Source organism: Myxococcus sp. MISCRS1, assembly GCF_026626605.1.
Lineage (GTDB): Bacteria > Myxococcota > Myxococcia > Myxococcales > Myxococcaceae > Myxococcus > Myxococcus fulvus.
This window is the reverse complement of sequence record NZ_JAPNKB010000001.1, coordinates 8,917,391-8,939,511: the sequence shown is the minus strand read 5'-3', so window position 1 is coordinate 8,939,511 and position 22,121 is coordinate 8,917,391. Positions and strand designations below refer to the sequence as shown.

The window sequence follows — 22,121 nt, the reverse complement described above, 5'->3', positions numbered from 1 at the left end:
GGGTCGTTCCTCGGGTCGGTACCAGTTGTCTTCAACGTAACGCCGCCCCCCCGGCTCCGAAAGACGACTTCACGCAGAGGCTAGCGCAAGGGTGGCAGGAGGACGAACCGCCGAGCGGCCAGCCGCCGGTAGTAGTACTCCTCCCGCCAGGGGTATCTGAGTTCCTCCGAGCTCAACAATCCAGCCTGGACCAAAGCATCCAACCGCTCCGGCAACTCACCCCGTTCCAGACGGAACACTTCGAGCGCGGCCTCGATGCGGACGCGTTGGGCATCGGAAACATGACGCTGGGCCGCTGGGTCCGCGAACGCCGTGGCCCCGCGCGTGCGCTCCGCATCGGAGAGCGCCACCCGGAAGACGACCACCCCCAGCACCGCCAGCACCAGCATGGTGGCCACCACGCGCCCCACCGCGCCCACCAGCCGTGAGAGCAGCCGCTCGTCACCTGGGGCCGGAGCCCTTGCGCCCTCGGGGTGGATGACCCGGACGTACTCGCCCTTCACCAGGTTGTGCAGCGCCTTGCAGGTCTCGAACTCGCCCAGGCAGCAGACATCCACCAGCTTGCGCAAATCCCGGCCGGGCGCGATTTCGTCGTACACGCGGCGCTCGGTGCCCGCGATGACGCCCAGTTCGCCGCCCTCCTCGCCCTCGCGGGGCGGGGGCAGCGCCTTGAGCCGCTCGAAGGAGAGGTCGTCGCGGTGGATGGACTTCCGGATGACGGGCCACTCATCCACCATCCGGAAGCCCTCCATGAGCACCGTCTCGGCGCGCAGGGGGCGGATGGCCTCGGCGTCGGGCTCCACGGGCTCCTGGATGAACTCGTAGGTGCCGGCCTTCCACGTGAAGAGGCGGTAGAGCGTCTCCGTGGCCTGCAGCTGCATCATCGACTGGAAGCGCTCGGTGGTGAGCGCCTGGCTGGAGACGAGCACGTCGCCCAGCCGCTTCAGGGTGCGCCGCTGCGTCTCCAGCGCCGCCTCCAGCTGCGTCTCGGTGATGAGCTCGGCACGCACCAGCATGGCGCCGATGAGGTCCTTGCGCTTGCGGGTGACGCTCTCGACCTTGATGATGTGGCCGTCCCGGAAGCCGATGCGGACCTCCTGGTCCTTGTTCTCCAGTTGCAGCGAGCCCGTCTTCTGCTGCTGGCCGATGAGCTGGAGGATGTCGCCGATGCCGAAGTCCTTGAGCGTTCCCTTCAGGGACATGGCTACTCCTCTCCCCTGCGCAGCCGGACCAGGCCCCGCAGCGACATCAGGTGGATGCCCACCAGCAGCAGCACCGCCGGCACCAGCTTGAGGTACAGCGGCGCGTCCGCGTACGGCGCGCGCACCAGGCCCCGGTACAGCAGCGAGGCGGCCAGCGCGAAGAGGAACAGGAAGGCGTACAGCGCCCCGCGCACCGTGCTCCCGGAGAAGACGTGTCCCGCGCCGGACAGGAGCGTGCCCACCGCGTACGTCACCCGACCCACCCAGGCCTGGTGCCGCTGCACTTCATCCGCCTTGCGCTGACGCAGCTGCTGGGGAACCAGGCCCCTGCGACTGAAGACGTTCACGCACTGGCCACACTGCGTGCTGCCCACGCCCAGCTCCGGGTCGCACCGCGTGCACACAGGACGGCCGCAGCGCTCGCACACCTTCGCGGCCTTCAGCCGTCGCGCCGCAACGCCCCAGAGCACCAGCAGCCCCGCCACGCCGGCGGGAAGCAGCCAGGACACCGGCCCCGGCGCCACGCCCGGCAACACCCAGCCGGACAGCTGCGCCTCCACCCGCCGCCCCGCCTCCGAGCCGTCCGCGAGCGACAGCCACTCCGATGCGGGCACCGTGGGCGCGAGCGTCAACAGGTTGAGCAGCAAGCGGTCATCCGGAGGGGGCTCGCGGCGGAGCAGCTCGCCATCGAGCGCCTGCGCGGACGCGGTCGCCGTGGCCGCGCGGTCCAGTTCCTTGCCCACCTCCGAGTCCGGCAGCGTCTTGGCCCGCCGGCGGTGGAGCTGCGCCAGGTTGTAGTGCGGCGCGGCCATCCTCGGGTCGGCCTGCGAGGCCTGCACGTAGAGCTGCGCGGCGCCGTCCACGTCCCCCAGCCCCACCAGCGTGTTGCCGAAGCGGGTCAACAGGCGCGCGTCCCCGCTGCGCACGGCCGAGGCCGCCTTGAAGTGCGTGCGGGCGTCCTCCAGCAGGCCGCGGCGCGACTCGTAGTGCCCCAGCGCGTTGAGCTCCGCGAAGGTGGCCGCGCGCGACTCGTGCCGCGCCTTGACGCGGGCCACCGCGCCCTCGGCGGACAGGCCACCGCGCTCCAACAGAAACACGTCCTCGGCGGGCGTGCCCGCGAACGCCGTCACCCGGGTGAGCTGCCCCGCGGCGAGCGGCGTCAGGCCGAGCCCCGCCACCAGCACGGCGGAGACGACGCGCTCCCGGTTCGTCAGGTACGCCGCCACCACGGCGAGCAGCACCAGCAGCCGGGGCACCAGCCCCCACGGCAGCGTCAGCGGCAGGCCGAGCAGCAGCACCCCGAGCAGCGCCGACTGCCAGCGCGCGACGGCTCGCGGCAGCAGGTGGTGGAAGTCGTGCAGCGCGTAGCGCACGCGCCTGAGGAACAGCAGCGCGACGAAGAGCACGGCCGTGGCCGACCAGGCCAGGAGCAACAGCGAGCCCAGGTCCGCCAGCGCCGGCCCCCGGTAGCGGGGATCCAACGCGAGGGACAGGAAGGCGGCGCGAAGCTCGCCCAGCACCCGACCCACGGCGGTGAAGTCCTCCTGGGCGTAGAGCTCCGCGAGCTCGAAGTGCGCCAGCGGGAGCCGGGGCGACAGCTCCACCGCGAGCCGGGCCAGCCGCACCGCGCCGCCCATGTCCCCGGCCCGACGCCGGACATCGGACTCGCGGAGGAAGCCGACGCTGATGGGCTCCAGGTCCGCGGCGAGCAGCTCCTGCTTGAGCGTCAGGAGTTCCTGCTGCGCCTTCTCGGCCGTGCCGACGTCGTTCGTCGAGCGCGCCTGCCGCCAGCGGTCCCACACCGCGAGCACCTCCTCGTCCGACACCCGGGGCGTCAGGATGGGGCTCAGCACGGGGCGGGGCACGATGACGGGGGGCGGCGCGGGCTCGACGACGGGCGGGGTGGGCGTGGCGGCGCGCGCGGGAGGCGGTCTGGCCTTCTCTCCCCGTCCGGTGCGCCGGGAGGCCGGATCCTGCTCTTCGTCGACATCGAGCTCGCCGTCCTCGACGGGGGTGTCGTCCTCGGGCCCGGCCGCGTCGTAGGACTCATCCTGGAGGTCGGGCTCGAGCGGGCCCGGATCCACCTCCTGGAGGCGCGTGGGCGCCTCGAGCTGCGCGAGGGCCGACGCAGGGGACAGGAGCAGCAGGCCCGAGAGGAGGAGGGAGGGAAGCAGGAAGCGGATCATCCAGGGTTCGGATGATAGGCGAGCCGGGCCGAACCACGAAAGACAACGCCACCTGTCCGGTCAGGACCGGCTTTCCGGGACGGCCGGCCAGGACCACGTGTTACAGGGTCGGCATGTCGCGGGACGGCCCGCGCGAGGGAGGCGTGAACGACATGGGGACCCCCGGGACCGAGCTGGAACGTCTGGTGGACATCATGCGGCGGCTGCGGGCCCCGGACGGCTGTCCCTGGGACAGGGAGCAGACGCTGGGCACGCTGCGGCCCTACCTCCTCGAGGAGGCCTTCGAGGTCCTGGACGAGATGGACCGCGTCACCGAGGGCGGCCCCTGGCACCCGCTGTGTGAAGAGCTGGGAGACCTGCTCTTCCAGATTGTCTTCCACGCCCAGCTCGCCGCCGAGCGGGGTGAGTTCACCATGGCCGACGTCAGCCGGGCCATCAGCGACAAGCTCACCCGCCGCCACCCCCACGTCTTCGGCGAGCAGCGCGTGGACGGCTCCGAGCAGGTGCTGGCCAACTGGGCGAAGCTCAAGGCCGAGGAGCGCAAGAAGAAGACGGGCAGCGAGGGCTCCGTCCTGGACGGCGTCCCCTCCGCCGCGCCCGCCCTGCTGCGCGCCGAGCGGCTCACCGAGAAGGCCAGCCGCATCGGCTTCGACTGGCCGGACCTGGCCGGCGTGCGAGGCAAGCTGGCCGAGGAGCTGGTCGAGATGGACGAGGCCATCGCCTCCGGGGACAGGGCCGCCATCGAGCATGAGCTGGGCGACGTCCTCTTCTCCCTGGCCAACCTCGCGCGCTTCGTGAAGACCCCCGCCGAGGACGCGCTGCGACTGGCGAGCCTCCGCTTCACCCGGCGCTTCCAGCACATCGAGGCCGCACTCCGGGCCGAGGGGGTCCCCTTCGGCGGAGCCACCCTGGAGCACATGGAGCGCCACTGGCAGGCGGCCAAGTCCCAGGAGAAATCCCTCCCGCCCCCCACCCTGCCCCGCGCGCCCCCGTCCACCCTGCGCCTGGGCGTGGTGGATCTGGAGGCCCAGGCCGCCTTCTGGACGCCGCTGGCGGCCCTGCTCGGGTGGATCATCCCGGCCCCTGCCCCGGCGGATGAGGCCCGCTACGAGAGCGGATCCATCCGGCTGGTCTTCCAGCGCGCGAAGACGGCGGCGACAGGGGCCACCCTCACCCTGGAGGCACCGTCCGAGCACGCGGTGGCGCTGATCCGCCGGCAGGTGGAGCGGACCTCCCCGGGCGCCGTGCTCGAAGCGGGCGCCGGGCGGCTGACCTTCCGGGACCCCGCCGGGCTGGTGTGGGAATACACCACCCAGCCTGGGTGATTCCCCCGCCAGAGCCTTCTGATCGCGTCCGGAGCCCGGAAAACCCGTCCGTACGCACACGCCCGTCTTGACGCCTGCGAGGCGTCGCAGTAAGGACGGCCCCTCTTTTTAGCCTGCCTTTCGCTGGAGATTTCTCTTGGCCAACACCAAGTCCGCAGAGAAGCGTTACCGTCAGTCCCAGAAGCGCCGCGCCCGGAACGTCACCGTCCGCACGGACGTGAAGAGCGCCGTGAAGTCCGCCCGGGAGGCCATCGGCTCCAAGGACGGCGCCAAGAAGACGGACGCGCTCAAGGCGGCTTCCAAGGCGCTGAGCAAGGCCGCGACGAAGGGCGTCATCCACAAGCGCACCGCCTCGCGCCGCATCTCCCGCCTGGCCAAGGCCGCCGCCAAGAGCGCGCGTCAGGCCTGATGCACCCGGGGGCCTCTCGACAGGTCCCCGCCCAGTCCTCGAAACAGGCTCCCCGGGAGGAGGCTCCGCGCCTCCTCACCAGGTGCTGGCGAGCCGATCGAACCCATCCCGCATGAGCACCTGCGCCAACCGGTCCAGGGCCGCCTGACGGTTGGACTCGGCCTCGAGGATGTCTCCGCTCCCCGGCAGGTAGTCCTCGGTCCCCGAGATGACTGTCTCCTGGGGTGGCTGTCCTTCCCGCACCAGCCGCAGGCGCACCGTCGCGGCGACGCGGAAGAAGCGGCCCACGATGGTGGGCGAGCTCCACAGCGACAGCACCGCCCCCTCCACCTTCGCGTCGCACGACGCCCCGCTGCCCAGCCGCCCCACGCGCGTCAGCTCCTGGCGGAAGTGGCGCGTGAAGAGCGTCTCCAGCGCGGGCTCCGGCGTGTCGTTGGTGAAGATGGGCGCGCACACGGACTTCACGCCCTCGGGCAGCCCCTCGCCGCGCGGCGTGAAGCGGTAGCCACACCCGGACAGCAGCAGGGAGCCCACCCCCAAGCCCGACAGCAGCACGGCCACGTGGAGACGCCGTGAGGCGGACTTCGAGCGGAGCGACATGGGCGGCACCCTACCCGCCCCGGCCCTTGCGTCAAGCGTGAGGCCCGTCCACCGGGCGCCCGTCCGCATCCGTCACCACCACGCCCCGCGCCTTCACCGCGCCCGCCAGCGTGCGCCAGGCCTGGAGCAGCCGCGCGTCCCGCTCCGAGCCCCGCCGCGCGAGCCCCAGGGACCAGCGCGTCGTGCCCCCGGTGGACGTCTCCAGCACCAGCGTGTGCACGCGGCACACGGCCGCCAGCAGCACGCCCAGCGCCGTCAGTCCGAAGGCGACGAGCTTGAGCACGAGCACCGAGGCCACGGCCCCCAGCGCACCGAAGCCGCAGAGCATCAGCGCCTCCAGGAACGGCCGCGTCTCGAGCGTCAGCGCGCGCAGGTGGACCAGCTCCACCCCCCGGGGCGCCACCCCATCCGCCATGCGATAGGAGAGCCGCCCCGCCTCGCCGACGAGCTGGCGGCCTCCCCCCAGGTCCGCCGTCAGGAACGGCCCGGGAGGAGCGGGAGGCGGCACGTCCGCCGGCGGTGGGGCCGGCAGCGGCGCGTCCGGCAGGGGCGCGCCACACGCGATGCACCGCGCGCCGCCGGCCGCCTGGGGCCGACCGCACGCGGTGCACATGACGAGGACCTCGGTGGGCACCCGACTCCCCGCTCAGCCGACGACGAAGTTCACCAGCCGCTTGGGCACGAAGACGAACTTGCGCAGCGTCTTGCCGGTGATGGCGGACTTCACCCGCTCGTCCGCCTCGGCCGCCGCGCGCACGTCCGCCTCGCTCGCGTCCGCGGGCACCTGGATCTCCGCGCGCAGCTTGCCGTTCACCTGCACCGCGTAGGGGATGACGTCGTCCACCACCAGGGCCGGGTCGAACTCGGGCCACGTCTGCGAGACGGTGAGCTGCGCGCTGCCGTAGGCCTCCGCGATTTCGTCCGCGATGTGCGGCGCGAAGGGCGTGAGCATCATCGACAACAGGCGCACCGCCTCCGCCATGGCCGCCTTCTCCGCGGGCGTCTCCGGCGTGCCCGCGTCGGAGAGCGCGTTGAGGCACTCCATGATGCCCGCGATGGCGGTGTTGAAGGACAGCCGCTCGATGGCCTCCCCCACCCGCTTCAGCCCCTTGTGCGCCGCGCGGCGGATCTCCAGCGCCTTGCCCTCGAAGGGGCCTGGGTGCGTGGCGCCCGCCACGGCGGCCTGATGCGTGGAGGCCAGCACCCAGACGCGCTTCAGGAAGCGGAACACGCCCTCCACCTGGGCGTCGGACCAGTCGAAGTCCCGCTCCGGCGGGCCGGCGAACGCCACGTACGCGCGCGCCGTATCCGCGCCGTACTTCTCGATGATGGAGGCCGGCGCGACGACGTTGCCCCAGCGCTTGGACATCTTGCGCTTGTCCGGACCGTTGACGATGCCCTGGGTGATCAGCCGCGTGACGGGCTCGTCCACCGGGCTCAAGCCCAAGAGCTTCATCACCCGGGTCCAGAACCGGAAGTACAACAGGTGCATCACCGCGTGCTCGGGCCCGCCCACGTAGATGTCCACGGGCAGGAAGCGCTGGGCCTCCTTCGGGTCGAACGGCGCGGCGTCGTAGTGCGGAGACAGGTAGCGCGCGAAGTACCAGCAGGAGTCGACGAAGGTGTCCATCGTCTCCGCCTCGCGGCGGGCGGGGCCACCGCACTTCGGGCAGGTGGTGTTCACCCACGAGGCGACCTTGGCCAACGGGGGCTCGCCCTTGCCGGTGAGCACCTCCTGCACGTCGATTTCGGGCAGCTTCACGGGCAGCTGCGACTCGGGCACGGGGATGCCGTGGCGCTGCGGGTCGCACTTCTCGCAGTAGACGATGGGGATGGGCGTGCCCCAGTAGCGCTGGCGGCTGAAGCCCCAATCCTTCTGGCGGTACGTCACCGTCGCGCGGCCTCGGCCCTCCGACTCCAGCTTGCGCGCCATCTCCTGACGCGCCGCCTCGGACGTCTTCCCGCTGTACTCACCGGAGTCCACCAGCACGCCGTACTCGGTGTACGCCGCCTCCAGCGCGTCGCCCGCGGGCAGCGGGTCGCCCGAGGCCGGCTGGATGACGACCTTCACGGGCAGGCTGTACTTGCGCGCGAAGGCGAAGTCGCGCTCGTCGTGCGCGGGCACGCTCATCACCGCGCCGGTGCCGTAGTCGCTCAACACGAAGTTGGCGATCCACACGGGCACCGGCTGGCCGGTGAACGGGTTGAGGGCGTGGGCGCCCGTGAAGACGCCCTCCTTCTCCGTGTCCTCGCCCGTGCGCTCCGTCTTGGACTGGGCCGCCATCTTCTTCACGAAGGCGTCCACGTCCGCGCGGCGCTCGGGCGTCGTCACCTGGGCCACCAGCTTGTGGTCCGGCGCCAGCACCACGTAGGTGCAGCCGAAGAGAGTGTCCACGCGCGTGGTGAACACGCGGATGGAGGCGTCATGCCCCTGGACGCGGAAGTCCGCCTCCGCGCCATCCGAGCGCCCAATCCAGTTGCGCTGCATGGACGTGATGCGGTCCGGCCACTCCTTGAGCGTGTCCAGCGCGTCCAACAAATCCTGGGAGAAGGCGGTGATGCGGAAGGCCCACTCGGGCATCTCGCGGTCCACCACGGGCGAGGAGCAGCGCTCGCACACGCCGTCCTTCACCTGCTCGTTGGCGATGACGGTGTGGCAGCCGGTACACCAGTTCACCTTGCTGAAGCGGCGATAGACGAGCCCCTTCTCCAGCATCTTGATGAAGAACCACTGGTTCCAGCGGTAGTACTCCGGCTGGCTGGTGTTCACCTCGCGGGACCAGTCGTAGCTGTAGCCCAGGCTCTTCATCTCCGCCTTGAAGGAGACGATGTTCTCCTGGGTGCGGATGGCCGGGTGCACGCCGTCCTTGATGGCCGCGTTCTCCGCCGGCAGGCCGAACGCGTCCCAGCCCATGGGGTGCAGCACGTCGTAGCCGCGCATCAGGAAGTAGCGCGCGTACACATCCCCGATGAGGTAGTTGCGCACGTGTCCCATGTGCATCTTGCCACTGGGGTACGGCAGCATCTCGAGCACGTACTTCTTCGGTGCGCCCGGACGCTTGCCCGCCCGGAAGATGCCGGCCTCGTCCCAACGGGCCTGCCACTTACCTTCAATCGCCTGCGGCTCGTAACGCTCGTTCATCGCCATATCCGCTGCGCCTCTTATGGGAGGGCCGGCCCTGGGGGCAACCAATCTCGCCGGCCACTCCTGGCCGACGGAGCCCGCTTTCTCCGGCTGACCCGAGAGAACCCCCGGCCCGGCCGTTCTGTGCCCGCCGCGCGCACGGAACCGGGCGGCCGCAGGCACGGATGCACCGCGCCAACACAGCCCGCTACAGCGCCGCCCTGCGGGGGCTGCTGCGGTGACGCCTCCACCCTCCCCACCACGTCGACCTTGCGGAGATCCACGACGTCCCCCCTCGGGTAGGGACACCGCTTCCCTCGTGGCGCCGGTCCATCGCGCTTCGCGTCAGTCAGCTCTCGATACGAGATCGGAATATTTCCGTTTGGATGGATTTGGCCAACATTCTTGAAAAACAAGTCTTACCATTGACTTGGTTCAGTTCACCCACCGACGATTCGCGCCCACGGCACCTGCAGGGGGGGCCGTTCCCACCGTTGCGAGGAAAGATCCGAATGACGCTTAAGAGAGCGTTGATTCCGGGGTGCGTGATCGCACTCTTCTCGTTGGAAACCATGGCGCAGGAGGCCACCACTCCGGCTCCCGAGCCGCAGGCTCCCGCGGCGCAGGCTCCGGCGACCCCGGCACCCGCTCAGGCTCCGGCCGCCACCACTCCAGCCTCCCCCCCGCCCGCCGCGGCGCCCGCGCCCTCCTTGGGCCGCACGGTGAAGGGACGCGTCGCGGACCGGCTGACGAACGAGGGCCTGCCGCTGGTGCGCGTCATCATCAAGGGCACCACCCAGGGCGTGGAGACGGAGCTGGACGGCACGTTCTCGCTGCCCAACGTCCCGCCGGGGGCCACCACGCTGCTGTTCTCCAGCCAGGACTACGGCGAGCGTGAGGTGCGCGTCGGCGCCACGCAGGACAACGTGAACGTGGCGCTCGACAACGTCTTCTCCGAGGAGATGGTCGTCGTGGGCCGCGCCTCCGAGCTGGCGCGCAAGCACCTGGCCAACTCCGTGGCCTCCGTCAGCGCGGAGGAGATGAACCGCGCGCCCGCGCAGACGGTGGACCAGGCCCTCCAGGGCAAGATCGCCGGCGCCAACATCCAGCAGAACTCCGGCGCCCCGGGCGGCGGCATCCAGATGCGCCTGCGCGGCGTGTCCACCATCAACGGCTCCACCGCGCCCCTCTACGTCATCGACGGCGTGCTCGTCAGCGACGTGGCCATCGCCTCGGGCGTGTACGTGGTGACCGACTCGGTGGGCGGCTCCAACCCGAACCCCACCCAGGACAACCAGGTCAACCGCATCGCGGACATCAACCCCAACGACATCGAGAGCATCGAGGTCCTCAAGGGCGCGTCCGCCGCCGCCATCTACGGCTCCAAGGCCGCCAACGGCGTCGTCATCATCAACACCAAGCGCGGCCGCGCCGGCGAGCCCAAGGTGGAGCTCACCCAGCGCGTGGGCATGTACACGCTGGCCAACAAGCTGGGCACCCGCCGCTTCGAGACGGTGGAAGAGGCCGTGGAGACCTTCGGTCCGGAGGCCGCCAACTACTGGACCGGCAACCGGTATGACCACGAGGCCAAGTTGAGCGGCCGGCGGGACCTGTCCACGGAGACGCTCGCCAGCGTGAGCGGCGCCAGCGGCAACACGCGCTACTTCGCGTCCGCGATGCTCCGCAACGACGAGGGCATCATCAAGAACACCGGGTACGAGAAGGAGTCGTTCCGCCTCAACCTGGGTCAGACGATCGGCGAGGTGGTGGAGGTGAACGTCGCCACCAACCTCATCCACACGCTGGGTCAGCGCGGTCTGACGAACAACGACAACCAGACCATCACCAACTACATGGTGCTGCCCAACGTGCCCGAGTTCCTGAACATGGACCCGGACGCGGCCGGCGTGTACCCCACCAACCCGTTCCTCGGCAACGGCGCCAACCCGCTGCAGACGGCCGCGCTGGTGAAGAACGACGAGGACGTGTGGCGATTCATCGGGTCCGGTGACGCCACCGTCCACCTGATGAAGACGGACGAGCACCACCTGCGCGTGCTGGCCAACGCGGGCGTGGACCGCTTCCAGCAGGAGAACCGGCTGCTGTTCCCGCCCGAGCTCAACTTCGAGCCGGTGGACGACACCTTCCCGGGCACGTCGCTGTTCGGCACCAGCCAGGTGCGCAACCTCAACGGCGGCCTCAACCTGGTGCACAGCTACAAGCCGGCCTCCAAGTTCCTCAGCGCCACCACGTCCGTCGGTGTGCAGCTCGAGGAGCGCCGCATCGACTCCACCTACGTCATCAGCGAGAACCTCAACGCCGGCCAGCCCGGCGTGGACAACGGCACCGTGATTGGCGTCCGCGACGACGCCAACCACGTGAGGGACCGCGGCTACTACCTGCAGGAGGAGGTGCTCCTGCTCGAGGAGCGGCTGACCCTGGTGGGCGCCGTGCGTGGCGAGCAGTCCAGCGTCAACGGCAACCCCAACAAGCTGTTCTTCTTCCCCAAGCTGGCGGCCGCGTACCGCATCCCCACGCTGCCCGCGTTCATGAACGAGCTGAAGGTCCGCGCCGCCTACGGCGAGACGGGCAACCTGCCGCAGTACGGCATGAAGTTCAGCGGCATGAGCGCGCTGAACAACGTGCAGGGCACCCCGGGCCTCATCGGCACGGGCGTGGCGGGCGACCCGAACATCCGCCCGGAGCGCCAGCGTGAAATCGAGGCCGGTGTCGACGCGCTGCTGTTCGGCGGCGACCTGACGCTGGAGCTGTCCGTGTACCAGCGCGCCATCAGCGACATGCTGCTGCGCCGCGCGCTGCCCACCTCCACGGGCTTCACCACCCAGTTCGTCAACGGCGGCTCGCTGCGCAACCGCGGCATCGAGGCCATGGTGCAGGTGACGCCGCTGAGCGGCCCGCTCGAGTGGACCAGCTCCGCGACCTTCGCGCTCAACCGCAGCAAGGTGACGAACCTGCCGGTGGCGCCCTTCCAGGCGGGCGGCTTCGGCAACTCGCTGGGCGCGTTCTTCATCGAGGAGGGCGCGTCCGCCACGCAGATCGTCGGCAACGTGGGCCGCGACGCGAACGGCAACCCCATCGTCCGCAAGATTGGCGACACGGAGCCCACCTTCACCATGGGCTTCGCCAACACGCTGCGCTACGCGGACGTGACGCTGTCCTTCCTGTGGCACTGGCAGCAGGGCAGCGACATCATCAACCTGACGCGCTACCTGTATGACAGCGCGGGCACCTCCGCGGACTTCGAGACGGCGGGCCGTGAGCGCGTGGCGAACCGCCGGGGCAACGCGACCATCTACATCGAGGACGCGACGTTCCTGAAGCTGCGCGAGGTGACGCTCAGCTACAACCTGCCCAAGAGCTGGGTGTCCGCCATCCCGAAGCTCCAGAACGCGCGGCTGAGCCTCAGCGGCCGCAACCTCCTGGTGTTCACGGGCTACTCGGGTCTGGACCCCGAGGTGAGCAACTTCGGCAACCAGGCCATCGCGCGCAACATCGACGTCGCCCCGTTCCCTCCCAGCCGCAGCTTCTGGACGTCGCTCGACGTCGGGTTCTAAGCCATGAACATGTACCAGACGAAGAAGACCCTGTTGGCGTTGTGCGCGGCGGTGGGACTGGGCGGCTGCGGCAGCCTGGACATCGGCGACCTCAACAACCCCAGCCTGGATGATTTCCGCGACAACCCCACCGTCTCCGGCGTCAACAGCGCGTCCACGGGCCTGCTGCTGGGCCACCGCGCGGGCGTGTCGGCGCCGAACGGCTACGTCGCGCAGCTGGGCGTCATCGGCCGCGAGGCGTACGTGTTCGACCCCGCGGACCCGCGCGCCATCGACGAGATGCTCGGCCCCGTCATGGACCCGGGCGCCGCGGCCTTCGGCGGCAACTACTGGACGGCGCCCTACGCCAACATCCGCAACGCCAACACCCTGCTGGCCGCGCTGGAGAAGGTGGCGGGCCTGTCGGACGCGCAGAAGGAGGGCGTGCGCGGCTTCGCGAAGACGATGCAGGCGCTCGACTTCCTGGTGGTCATCAACACGCGTGACACCCAGGGCGCGCCCATCGACGTGGACCGCCCGCTGGGCGCGGACCTGGCCCCCATCGAGGGCAAGGACGCGGTGTTCGCCCACATCGCCGGCCTGCTCGACACGGCCGCGGGCCACCTGGACAACGCCGGGGACAGCTTCTCGTTCCGGCTGAGCACGGGCTTCAACGGCTTCGACACGCCGGCGACGTTCCGCACGTTCAACCGCGCCGTCCGCGCGCGCGTGGCCGTGTACATGGGCCGCAACGAGGACGCGCTCACGGCGCTGAGCCAGTCCTTCATCACCGCCAACGCCCCGGCCGATGACGGCGCGAAGGCCGCGGCCCTCGCCTCGCTCAACGTCGGCGTCTACCACGTCTTCCGCGCGGCCTCCGGCGACGCGGACAACGGCCTGTTGTCCACCACCGTCTTCGCCCACCCGTCCATCGCGACGGACGCGGAGACCGCGGGCGCGGGTGGCCCGGTGGATGACCGCGTGACGCGCAAGACGGTCAAGCTCAACGCCCCCGTCAGCGCCGCGGACGGCAAGCTGACGACGGACCTGCGCTTCACGCTGTACACGTCCGCGGACGCGCCCGTGCCCATCATCCGCAACGAGGAGCTCATCCTCCTGCGCGCCGAGGCCAACATCGGCATGGGCCAGATTGGCGCCGCCGCGGATGACCTCAACTACATCCGCACCCGCTCCGGCCGCCTGCCGGCGCGCACGGACATCACCGCGGAGAACGCCGTGGACGAGCTGCTCAAGCAGAAGCGCTACTCGCTGATGTTCGAGGGCGGCCACCGGTGGATCGACATGCGCCGCTACGGGAAGCTGGACGAGCTGCCGCGCAACCTGGACCCCAACGTCCCGCCGCACGCGTTCTTCCCCATCCCCGTCGCCGAGGTCAACGGACGGCAGTAGCCGTCCTCCGGGGCTCCAGCGCCAACGCATGGAGCCCCCGTCGTCACAGCCCCGGGTGCGCGCCTCGTCGCTCGCCCGGGGCGTTTCATTTCAGCGAGGAGGCCTGCCCAGCCCCGCGCGCTCCGCGACGAGCGCTCCCAGCGCGGACCAGTCCAGCTCTCCGTGTCCCTGGGCCACGCCGCCCAGGTACTGGTCCCTCACGAGGCTGGCCAGCGGCATGGGCACCTCCGCCGCGCGCGCCGCCTCCAGCACCAGCCCCACGTCCTTGAGGCCCAGCCGCAGGGCGAAGCCCGCCGGAGAGTACCGCTCCTCCGCGATGGCGCGGGCGTAGTTGGCGAAGATGGGCGAGCTTGCGAAGACGGACTGGAACACCTCCAGGAACTGCCGGGCCTCGACGCCGGACTTGCGCGTGAAGGCGAACGCCTCCGCGAGCGCCTCCAGCATCGACGCGATGAGGAAGTTGCCCGACAGCTTCACCACGTTGGCCATGGACGCGTGCTCGCCCAGCACCGTGAGGCCCCGGCCCAGCGACTCCAGCAGCGGCTTGACGCGCTCCACGTCCACCTGCGCGCCCGCGGCCACCACCCACAGCTGCTTCGCCTCGGCGGCCTCGGGGCGGCCGAACACGGGCGCCGCCACGTAGCCCTGCCCCGCGCTGGCGTGCGCGTCCGTCAGGCGCTGGGAGAGCGCCACGGAGATGGTGCTCGAGGAGACGTGCACCGCGCCCTTGCCCAGCCCCTCGATGATGCCCTGGGCGCCCAAGGACACGGCCTCCGCCGCCACGTCGTCCGCGAGCATGCTGAACACCACGTCCGCGCCTCGGGCCGCGTCCGCGGGACTCGACGCCACGCGCGCGCCCTGCTTCACCAGGGGCTCGCCTCGCGCCGGTGAGCGGTTCCACACCGTCAGCGCATGCCCGGCGCCAAGCAGGCTCTTCGCCATGGGCAGCCCCATGTTGCCCAGTCCCACGAATCCCACCTTCATGTCGCGCTCCCGTCGGTTCGGTCCGCGGACTTCCTGCGCGCCCGGGCCCGGTGCCCGCCACCTCTTTCCGGGCGCGAGTCCAGGAGCCGACGCTCAGGCCTACTCCGGCCGGTCCTCGGAGACGTCCAGGTGTTCGAAAGCGCGGCCCAGCCAGAGCACGCCCAGCCCCACCTCCGTCAGCAGCACGGCCGCCGCCGCCAGCCCCGCCAGCGGCAGCGCCCAGAGGTCCAGCGAGCTCCAGGCCACGAAGGCCACCAGCGAGCCCACCAGCGCCGCGGGCACCAGCCCCAGCAGGGACACCACCAGCGAGCCCACCAGCGTCAGCAGGCGCTGGCCCAGGGCCTCGATGCCGCGCGCGCTGCCCACCCGGTCCGCCGGAACCCACGCGGGGAACAACACCACCGCGCCGTTCTGGACGAACAGCCCCGCCAGCGCCACCGAGGGCAACAGCGCCGCCAGCGCCAGTCCCCCGGGCCACCAGTACGTCATGAGCCAGTCGTCCTCGGCGCCCGGGCCACAGACGAGGCCCACCGCGAGCAGCCCCAGTTGCAGGCTGCTGACCACCAGCGCCGACGCCGCCAGCTCCGCGCCCACCACCTGCCAGCCCGCGAGCGGCAGCGCGCGCAAGAGGTCCAGCTTCGGCAGGTCCATGCGCAGGTCCATGCGGAACGCGCTCGGCCCCACCACCGTCATCATCACCGCCAGCAGCGTGGCCATGGGCCCCACCACGCGGCGCGTGTCGGTGAACACGTTCGACTCGCCCATCACCGACACGATGACGGCGGCGAGCAGCAGCGGCGCCATCACCGTCCACACCCCGCCCGCCATCCGCTTGCGGGTGATGAGGTTCTTCCAGATGAGCGCCACCTCGGGACGCCCCCGCGCCGACAACCGGAAGGGCGCCTTGCGAGCCCCCAGCCCGCCCTTGCGCACGAGCGTCCCGGACAGGCGCTGGGACTGCTCACGCACGCGCGCCTCGGCCTGCGTCACCGCCGTCTCCTCGAAGGGCACCTCCGCCAATCGCACCCAGACGTAGTGCGCCACGGCCAGCACCACCACGGGCGGCAGCGCGCTCCAGAAGGCCGAGGTGTCGCGCGCCAGCGACGGCGCCACCAGGAGCCGGCCGGGCCACAGCACCGCGCTCAGCCCCGGCGAGGCCACCACCGCCTCCACCCAGTGGCGCAGCGCCCCCGGCGTCCCCACCGTCCTGGGGAACGGGTACGTCTCCAGCGTGGAGAACACCCCCATCACCACCGCGGCGAGCACCAGCCCCACGCCCACCCAGCGCTCCACCTGCCCCCGCCGTCCCCTCGCAGCCCAGCGCGTGCGCATGAAGGACGCCGCGATGCCGTGCAGGTACAGCGTGCCGAGCGACAGGAAGGCCCCGGCGAAGAAGAGCGCGGGCTCGGGGCTCACCACCCGGCCGACGAACAGCGTGGCGAACAGCGCGCCCACCGCCGCGCCCATCGCGCCTCGGGCGAGCTTGTAGTGCAACAGCGAGCGCCGGGTGACGGGCGCGGGGAACAGCTGCACCACCTCCGTCTCCGTGAAGGTCAGCGAGGGCCGGTCCGGTCCCAGCGCCCACGCGGAGAACAGCGTGACGAGCACCGAGCCCACCAGCGACAGCTCCGCGAACAGCCTCACGCCCGGAGGCACCGCGGCCACCGGTCCCGTGAAGTCCAGCCGGCGCAGGAAGAGCGAGTAGATGTAGAACAGGCCCACCGCCGCGCCCACGAGGTAGCGGGGCTTGCGCAGCCGCAGCACCTGGAGCCGCAGGCGGTTGCGCGTGGACGCAAGCCAGAGGAAGAGCACCGCGCCCGGGAAGCTCACGGCCTGGGCATCTCCGAGCCCGCGCCGCTGGTGATGCGCACGAAGAGGTCCTCGAGCGACGCGCTGCCCGCGTCCGGTCCACTCAGCCGCGCGCGAATCTCCTCCAGGCTGCCGAGCGCCATGGCCCGCCCTCCTGCAATCACCAGCAGCCGGTGGCACAGCTCCTCCACCAGGGGCAACAGGTGCGAGGACAACACCAGCGCCGAGCCCTCCTCCGCGCGCCGACGCAGCGAGTCCTTCATGCGCCGGATGCCGATGGGGTCCAGGCCCGTGAGCGGCTCGTCGAGCAGGATGAGCCGGGGCGAGTGCAGGAAGCCGCAGGCGATGGACAGCTTCTGCTTCATGCCGCGCGACAGCTCGCCGGGCAGCGCCTTCTCCTTGCCCGTCAGCTCCATCTCCTCCAGGAGCGCGCGGCCCCGCGCCTCCCAGTCCTCCACGCCGTAGAGCCGCGCCGTGAAGTTCAGGTGCTCCCACACCGTGAGGTAGTCGAAGAAGCGCGGCTCGTCGGGCAGGAAGGCCAGCTCGCGCTTGGCCTCCACCGCGTCCTTGCCCAAATCATACCCCGCCACGATGACCTTGCCCGCCGTGGGCGGGAGGATGCCGGCGAGGCAGCGCAGCGTGGACGTCTTGCCCGCGCCGTTGGGGCCCACCAGGCCCAGCACCTCGCCGGGCGCCACGTTGAAGTGCAGGCCCTGCACCGCCGTCACCGCGCCGTAGCGCTTCTCCAGGCCCGCCACCCGCAGGACGAAGTCCATTCGCACGCCCCTCGCCTCAGGCCAGCTTCAGCAGGTCCCTGACGGTGTCCATCACCACCTTGGCCTGCACGGGCTTGACCAGGTACGCACTGGCGCCCAGCGCCAGCGCCCGCTCCCGGTCCGCCGCCGCGCCTTCCGTCGTGATGACGACGATGGGCACGCCGCGATGGTCCGTGGCCTGACGGATGTGGTGGATGAGCTTCAGCCCGTCCATCAACGGCATGTTGATGTCCGTGAGCACCAGGTCGAAGCGGCCCTGGGTCAGCTTCTTGAGCCCCTCGGCGCCGTCCTGCGCCTCGGTGCAGACCATCCCGCTGATGCGCTGCAACGCGTACATGATGCTGCGTCGCATCGCCTGCGAGTCGTCGACGACGAGGGCTCGAATCTGCTGCGTCATGGCCCGCGCACACTAACACCCGACCCCGTCGCCCCGCCCGGCCATCTCACCGTCGACGACGGGCCAGCGAGGCGAGCGCGGGTCCGATTTCCCCCAGTCGCAGCACCCGCTTCACCGCCCCGGCCGCCACCGCCTCGCCCGGCATGCCGTACACCACCGCGGTCTCCTCCGACTCCGCCCAGACCTCGCCCCCCGCGCGCTGCACCTCGCGCGCCCCCAGCGCCCCGTCCGCCCCCATGCCCGTCAGCACCACCGCGAGCGCGCGCGGGCCCAGCACCTGCGCCACGCTGGTGAAGAGCCGGTCCACGCTCGGCGCGTACTTGTCCACGGGCGTCGGCGGGGGCGTGTGCAGCTCCAGCCGCGTCCCCCGGTCCACCACCACCAGGTGCCGGCCTCCGGGCGCGATGTACACGTGCCCGGGCTGCACCACGTCCCCCTCGCTCGCCTCCGTCACGGAGAAGGGGCCAATCCTGTCCAGCCGGTCCGCGAAGGCCCGGGTGAACTGCGCGGGCATGTGCTGGCTCACCAGCACGCACGGCGTCGGCTCCGCGGCCAGCCCCTCCAGCACACGCTGCACCGCGGGAGGTCCTCCCGTGGACGCGCCGATGGCCACCACCAGGGGCAGCTCGCCCGCCACCGCCAGCGCTCTCGCCCCGGGCGACACGTGGCGCTGTCCCGGCCGCACGTGCAGGGCCGCGCGCACCTTGTCGAGCAGCTCCACGCGCAGCCCCTCCAGCTCCTCGGGCGTGCCGCGCGCGGGCTTGGCGATGAAGTCGAAGGCGCCCAGCTCCAGCGCCTTGAAGACATCCGAGCGGTGCGCGTAGCTGGAGATGACGATGACGGGCGTGGGCGCCGTGCGCATGAGCAGCCGCAGGAACGTGTAGCCGCCCAGCTTCGGCATCTCCAGGTCCAACGTCACCACGTCCGGCTTGAGCTCCAGGACCTTCTTGAGGCCCTCCTCGCCGTCGGCCGCGCGGTCCAGCACGCGCACGTCCGGCGAGGACTCCAGCAGCGTGGTGAGCGTGTGCCGGTTGTGCGCGGAGTCGTCGATGACGAGCACCGAGACCGTGCCCCGCTCGCTCATCGGACCTCACCGCCCGCGAGCCCCGGCAGCTCGGGCCTGCGGTACACCAGGTCTCCGCGCAGGTGCACCAGCTCGAAGTCCGCGCCCAGGTTGAGCAGGTTCTCCGAGTGCCCCAGGAGCAGGTACCCCCCGGGCACCAGCCTGTCGCGCAGGATTCGCAGCACCTTCCTGCGCGCGGACTGGTCGAAGTAGATCATCACGTTGCGGCAGAACACCGCGTCCATCTTCATCACCAGCTGGCTGCCGGCCTCGTCCAGCAGGTTGTGATGGCCGAAGGACACCATGGCGCGGACATCGTCGCGCACGCGCACCTTGGTGTTGCCCGCGGGGACGAAGAAGCGCTCCAGCAGGTCCGCGGACGTGGCGCGCAGCGCGGACGGGCCGTACTCCGCGCGCCGCGCCATCGTCAGCACGCGCCGGGAGATGTCGGAGCCGTACACCTCCACGTCCCAGCCCTCGAAGCGGGGCTCGTCCTTGAGGAGCATCGCCAGCGTGTACGCCTCCTCACCGGAGGAGCACCCCGCGGACCACAGGCGCAGCCGCTTCGTGCGTGCGTTGCGCTTCTCGAGCACGGGCAGCAGCTCCTCCCGGAAGGCCTTGAGCTGCGAGGGCTCGCGGAAGAAGTACGTCTCGTGCGTGGTGAGCGACTCGACGGCGGCCTCCAGCTCCGCGTGCCGGTTGGCGTCGTAGCGCAGGTAGCGGTGGTAGGCGCTGAAGTCCGGGACGCCCAGCGTCTCCAGGCGCGGCCACAGCCGCCGCTCCATCACGAACTTCATGTCCTCGTGCACGAGGATGCCGCAGTGCGAGTACACGTGGTCGCGCAGGAGCCGGAACTCCTCCGCGGTCATCTCCGGCCGACTGTCGTCGAAGCGAGCCACCCCGAGTCCCCCCGCTCAGCGCCGCGACAAGCGCTCCACCGCGTCCGCCAGTGCCTGTCGAGCCAGCGCGTCCGGCTCCGTCTCCAGCACCCGACGGGCCGGCTCCAGACACTCCGGCCCTCCCGAGTCTCCCAGCACTCGCGCCGCCGCCGCGCGCACATCCCAGTGGGGATGCTCCAGCAAGGATACCGCCAGAGTCACGCCCTCCCGCGACACCGCACCCGCGGACAACACCGCCTTCACCACCTCCTCGTCGGAATGCCCAGACGCCTCCCGCAGCACCTTCGCCTCCACCCGGCCCAGCCTCGACAGCGCCCGCACCGCGGCCACCGCCAACGCGCCGTCCGGATGACGCACCAGTCGCTCCAGCTCCGGCGCGCGGTCCACCGCGCCGCTCTCCCCCACCGCCTCCACCGCGGCCCGCCTCACGGAGGCGTCCTCGTCCTGGAGCGCGGAGCGCAGCAGCGCGCCCGCCTCCGCGCCTCCCAGCCGTCCCATGGCGCGCGCTCCCGCCGCCCGCACGGGAGAGGCCTCGTCCGCGAGCGCCGCGCGCGCCAGCTCCCGACCGACGCCGCCGTCCACCTCTCCGGCCACCTCCACCGCCGCGGCTCGCCAGCGCGGGTCGACATCGCGCGCGAGCGCACGCAGCGACGGCAGCGCGGGCGCGCCTCCCACGCGGCCCAGCGCCGTCACCGCCACGGGGGTGGCCCGACGCGCCACCGCCTCCTCCAGCGCCGACAGCACCGCCGCCCGGCAGCTCCCCGCGAGCGCGCCCAGGGCCCGCGTCGCCGCGCCCGCCGTCACCGGGTCCCGCAGCAGGTCCACCAGCGGGCTGGCCGCCTCCGGTGAGCGGGTCCGCCCCAACGCCCGCACCACCACCCCGCGCAGGTCATCCTCCGCCCACTCCAACAGCGCGCACAGCGGCGTGACGGAGCCGGGGTCCACCAGGTCCACCAGCGCCTCGGCCGCCGCGGCCCTCGCCGGCGCGGACAGGTCCGCCATCGCCGCGAGCAGGAGCCGGCCACCTTCGGAGCCCAGCCGCCCCAGCGTGCCCAGCACATCCCGCAGCAGCCGGTCCTCGCGGGCGACCTCCGCCACCCGCACCGCGAGCGAGGCCTCGCCCAGCGCCGCCACCGCGAGCAGCGCGCCCGAGCGCACCGCCACGTCCTCCGCCTCCAGCGCCTGCTCCAGCCGCGACACCGCGTCCGGCAGGCGCCGGAGCGCCGCGACGATGACGGCCTCCAGCTCACAGCGACGCGACGCCTCCACCAGCGAGGCCTGCGTGCCCAGCGCCGCCAGGGCTGCCTCGCGAATCGAGCGCGCGTCCGACGACAGGCCCTGACACAGCCGCTCCGTGGCGGCCACCTGGGGGATGAGCCCCAGCACGCGGAAGGCGCTGCGTCGCAGCTTCGCGTCGTCCAGCAGCGCCACCACCACGGGCAGGGGCGGAGGGCGACGCAGGAGCGCCAGGCCCTCCAGCGAGGACAGGCGCAGCAGCGGCTCCGCGTCACCGAGCAGCCGCGACAACGCGCGCGCCGCGTGCTCCCCGCCCACGCGCCCCAGCGCTTCCGACACCGCCACGCGCACGTTCAGGTCCGGGTCCTCCAGGGCCTGGACGAGCGGCAGCTCCGCGGCGCCGAGCCCCAGTTGCCCGAGGATGTCCGCGGCGAACTTGCGCTGGTCCGGGTCCACGTGGCCCAAGAGCTTCACCAGCGGCGCGAGCGCGGCCGGGCCCAGGCCGGAGAGGGCCTCCGCCGCGGCGTTGCGCGCGCCCGTCTCCCCGCGCTCGCCCAGCACGGCGACGAGCCGGGAGGCCACCTGCTCGGGGGGCGTCAGCCGCTGCAGGCCCGTCGCCGCCGCGTGCCGCACGCGCCAGCTCTCGTCGTGCAGGCCGGTGACGAGCACGTCGAGGATGCCCTCTGCTCGCGGGTCCAGCTCCTGGAGCGCGCGGTAGCGCTCCTCCTCCGCGGGGAAGACGGGCAGGTGGCTCATTCGAAGACCCGGTCGGACCCTTCCTGCGCGTAGAACCAGAGGGCGTAGATGCCCAGGCACGTGCCCAGCGGGAAGTTCGCCAGGTTCAGGATGCCCAGCACCAGCGCCAGCACCCGCGACCACGCGCGCCGCTTCAACAAGCCGATGCCCGTGAAGAGCCCCGGCAGGCAGTACACCAGGACACAGACGCTCACGCCGCCGCCGAACCACCAGAAGTCGGCGCGGTCCTTGGCCGAAGCGGTGTCGCTGATGATGCCCAGCCCCATGACCGTGAAGAAGAGCATCGCGCCGACGCCCACCAGCACCGTCAAGCCGTTCACCACCAGGAAGCTGATGCCGAGGATGCGGCGGTGGTTGTCCAGGTCACTGCGAGGCATGGCCCTTCCCTTCA

The 22,121-nt window shown here is 71.5% G+C and carries 17 protein-coding genes; 4 read left to right on the top strand and 13 right to left on the bottom strand.

All coding sequences use genetic code 11. The annotated features are described in order from the left end of the window. Window positions 1-80: 80 nt before the first annotated feature. Both OWM54_RS35915 and OWM54_RS35910 read right to left on the bottom strand, forming a co-directional pair. The gene (locus tag OWM54_RS35915; protein WP_248544382.1) at window positions 81-1,202 is read right to left on the bottom strand and encodes a DUF4388 domain-containing protein; all 1,122 of its coding nucleotides are present in this window, start codon (window positions 1,200-1,202) and stop codon (window positions 81-83) included. A 2-nt stretch (window positions 1,203-1,204) separates the two neighbouring features. Continuing rightward, window positions 1,205-3,388, bottom strand: a complete 2,184-nt coding sequence (locus OWM54_RS35910) for a tetratricopeptide repeat protein (RefSeq protein ID WP_267700329.1) — start codon at window positions 3,386-3,388, stop codon at window positions 1,205-1,207. A gap of 152 nt (window positions 3,389-3,540) precedes the next feature. Here OWM54_RS35910 and mazG point away from each other — a divergent pair, with 152 nt between their 5' ends. Together mazG and rpsT are read left to right on the top strand one after the other, a co-directional pair. Next, window positions 3,541-4,713 carry a nucleoside triphosphate pyrophosphohydrolase gene (mazG, locus tag OWM54_RS35905; RefSeq protein WP_267700328.1) on the top strand — a complete coding sequence of 391 codons (1,173 nt, stop codon included), beginning with the start codon at window positions 3,541-3,543 and terminating at the stop codon, window positions 4,711-4,713. Window positions 4,714-4,849: 136 nt separating this feature from the next. Continuing rightward, window positions 4,850-5,122 (top strand): 30S ribosomal protein S20, encoded by a 273-nt coding sequence (gene rpsT / locus OWM54_RS35900; RefSeq protein WP_141332110.1) that lies wholly within the window; start codon window positions 4,850-4,852, stop codon window positions 5,120-5,122. A gap of 75 nt (window positions 5,123-5,197) precedes the next feature. On the opposite strand, the gene lptE is transcribed toward rpsT, so the two are convergent. Genes lptE through leuS form a run of 3 tightly spaced genes read right to left on the bottom strand, consistent with a single transcriptional unit; the run spans window position 5,198 to window position 8,870 of the window. After that, window positions 5,198-5,722: an LPS assembly lipoprotein LptE gene (lptE, locus tag OWM54_RS35895; protein ID WP_141332109.1), complete on the bottom strand. Its 525-nt coding sequence runs from the start codon at window positions 5,720-5,722 to the stop codon at window positions 5,198-5,200. 31 nt (window positions 5,723-5,753) lie between these two features. Continuing rightward, window positions 5,754-6,356, bottom strand: a complete 603-nt coding sequence (locus tag OWM54_RS35890; RefSeq protein WP_267700327.1) for a hypothetical protein — start codon at window positions 6,354-6,356, stop codon at window positions 5,754-5,756. Window positions 6,357-6,368: 12 nt separating this feature from the next. Then, a complete protein-coding gene (gene leuS / locus OWM54_RS35885; protein WP_267700326.1) occupies window positions 6,369-8,870 on the bottom strand; it encodes a leucine--tRNA ligase in 2,502 nt (833 codons plus the stop codon). 698 nt (window positions 8,871-9,568) lie between these two features. Between leuS and OWM54_RS35880 the strand changes: the two genes are divergently transcribed. Together OWM54_RS35880 and OWM54_RS35875 are read left to right on the top strand one after the other, a co-directional pair. Continuing rightward, complete coding sequence (locus OWM54_RS35880) at window positions 9,569-12,421, top strand: SusC/RagA family TonB-linked outer membrane protein (protein WP_267700325.1); 2,853 nt, start codon at window positions 9,569-9,571, stop codon at window positions 12,419-12,421. Between the two features lie 3 nt (window positions 12,422-12,424). Continuing rightward, window positions 12,425-13,810 (top strand): RagB/SusD family nutrient uptake outer membrane protein, encoded by a 1,386-nt coding sequence (locus OWM54_RS35875; RefSeq protein WP_267700324.1) that lies wholly within the window; start codon window positions 12,425-12,427, stop codon window positions 13,808-13,810. 90 nt (window positions 13,811-13,900) lie between these two features. Here OWM54_RS35875 and OWM54_RS35870 read toward each other — a convergent pair whose 3' ends face one another. The 8 genes from OWM54_RS35870 to OWM54_RS35835 all read right to left on the bottom strand — a co-directional run bounded on the left by OWM54_RS35870 (window position 13,901) and on the right by OWM54_RS35835 (window position 22,107). Next, entirely contained in the window at window positions 13,901-14,794 is an 894-nt protein-coding gene (locus tag OWM54_RS35870; RefSeq protein ID WP_267700323.1) for an NAD(P)-dependent oxidoreductase, read from the bottom strand. A gap of 99 nt (window positions 14,795-14,893) precedes the next feature. Continuing rightward, the gene (locus OWM54_RS35865; RefSeq protein WP_223745818.1) at window positions 14,894-16,624 is read right to left on the bottom strand and encodes a putative ABC exporter domain-containing protein; all 1,731 of its coding nucleotides are present in this window, start codon (window positions 16,622-16,624) and stop codon (window positions 14,894-14,896) included. Next, window positions 16,621-17,379 (bottom strand): ABC transporter ATP-binding protein, encoded by a 759-nt coding sequence (locus OWM54_RS35860; protein WP_267700322.1) that lies wholly within the window; start codon window positions 17,377-17,379, stop codon window positions 16,621-16,623. Before OWM54_RS35860 ends, OWM54_RS35865 begins: the two co-directional genes overlap by 4 nt. A 16-nt stretch (window positions 17,380-17,395) precedes the next feature. Beyond that, window positions 17,396-17,776 (bottom strand): response regulator, encoded by a 381-nt coding sequence (locus OWM54_RS35855; protein ID WP_223745816.1) that lies wholly within the window; start codon window positions 17,774-17,776, stop codon window positions 17,396-17,398. 46 nt (window positions 17,777-17,822) lie between these two features. Further along, window positions 17,823-18,860, bottom strand: a complete 1,038-nt coding sequence (locus tag OWM54_RS35850; RefSeq protein ID WP_267700321.1) for a protein-glutamate methylesterase/protein-glutamine glutaminase — start codon at window positions 18,858-18,860, stop codon at window positions 17,823-17,825. Further along, on the bottom strand, window positions 18,857-19,738 hold the full coding sequence (locus OWM54_RS35845; protein ID WP_228557003.1) for a CheR family methyltransferase: 882 nt from the start codon (window positions 19,736-19,738) through the stop codon (window positions 18,857-18,859). Before OWM54_RS35845 ends, OWM54_RS35850 begins: the two co-directional genes overlap by 4 nt. Before the next feature lie 15 nt (window positions 19,739-19,753). Continuing rightward, window positions 19,754-21,730, bottom strand: coding sequence for a HEAT repeat domain-containing protein (locus OWM54_RS35840; protein WP_267700320.1), 1,977 nt, complete (start codon window positions 21,728-21,730; stop codon window positions 19,754-19,756). Beyond that, window positions 21,727-22,107 carry a hypothetical protein gene (locus tag OWM54_RS35835; protein WP_223745812.1) on the bottom strand — a complete coding sequence of 127 codons (381 nt, stop codon included), beginning with the start codon at window positions 22,105-22,107 and terminating at the stop codon, window positions 21,727-21,729. Before OWM54_RS35835 ends, OWM54_RS35840 begins: the two co-directional genes overlap by 4 nt. Between the last annotated feature and the right edge of the window lie 14 nt (window positions 22,108-22,121).

Bases quoted from the DNA above. Each gene is read 5' to 3' on its own strand.
- OWM54_RS35835 (WP_223745812.1), bottom strand. From the start codon at position 22,107: ATGCCTCGCAGTGACCTGGACAACCACCGCCGCATCCTCGGCATCAGC.
- OWM54_RS35870 (WP_267700323.1), bottom strand. From the start codon at position 14,794: ATGAAGGTGGGATTCGTGGGACTGGGCAACATGGGGCTGCCCATGGCG.
- OWM54_RS35910 (WP_267700329.1), bottom strand. From the start codon at position 3,388: ATGATCCGCTTCCTGCTTCCCTCCCTCCTCCTCTCGGGCCTGCTGCTC.
- lptE (WP_141332109.1), bottom strand. From the start codon at position 5,722: ATGTCGCTCCGCTCGAAGTCCGCCTCACGGCGTCTCCACGTGGCCGTG.
- mazG (WP_267700328.1), top strand. From the start codon at position 3,541: ATGGGGACCCCCGGGACCGAGCTGGAACGTCTGGTGGACATCATGCGG.
- OWM54_RS35875 (WP_267700324.1), top strand. From the start codon at position 12,425: ATGAACATGTACCAGACGAAGAAGACCCTGTTGGCGTTGTGCGCGGCG.
- OWM54_RS35855 (WP_223745816.1), bottom strand. From the start codon at position 17,776: ATGACGCAGCAGATTCGAGCCCTCGTCGTCGACGACTCGCAGGCGATG.
- OWM54_RS35850 (WP_267700321.1), bottom strand. From the start codon at position 18,860: ATGAGCGAGCGGGGCACGGTCTCGGTGCTCGTCATCGACGACTCCGCG.
- OWM54_RS35860 (WP_267700322.1), bottom strand. From the start codon at position 17,379: ATGGACTTCGTCCTGCGGGTGGCGGGCCTGGAGAAGCGCTACGGCGCG.
- OWM54_RS35915 (WP_248544382.1), bottom strand. From the start codon at position 1,202: ATGTCCCTGAAGGGAACGCTCAAGGACTTCGGCATCGGCGACATCCTC.
- leuS (WP_267700326.1), bottom strand. From the start codon at position 8,870: ATGGCGATGAACGAGCGTTACGAGCCGCAGGCGATTGAAGGTAAGTGG.
- OWM54_RS35840 (WP_267700320.1), bottom strand. From the start codon at position 21,730: ATGAGCCACCTGCCCGTCTTCCCCGCGGAGGAGGAGCGCTACCGCGCG.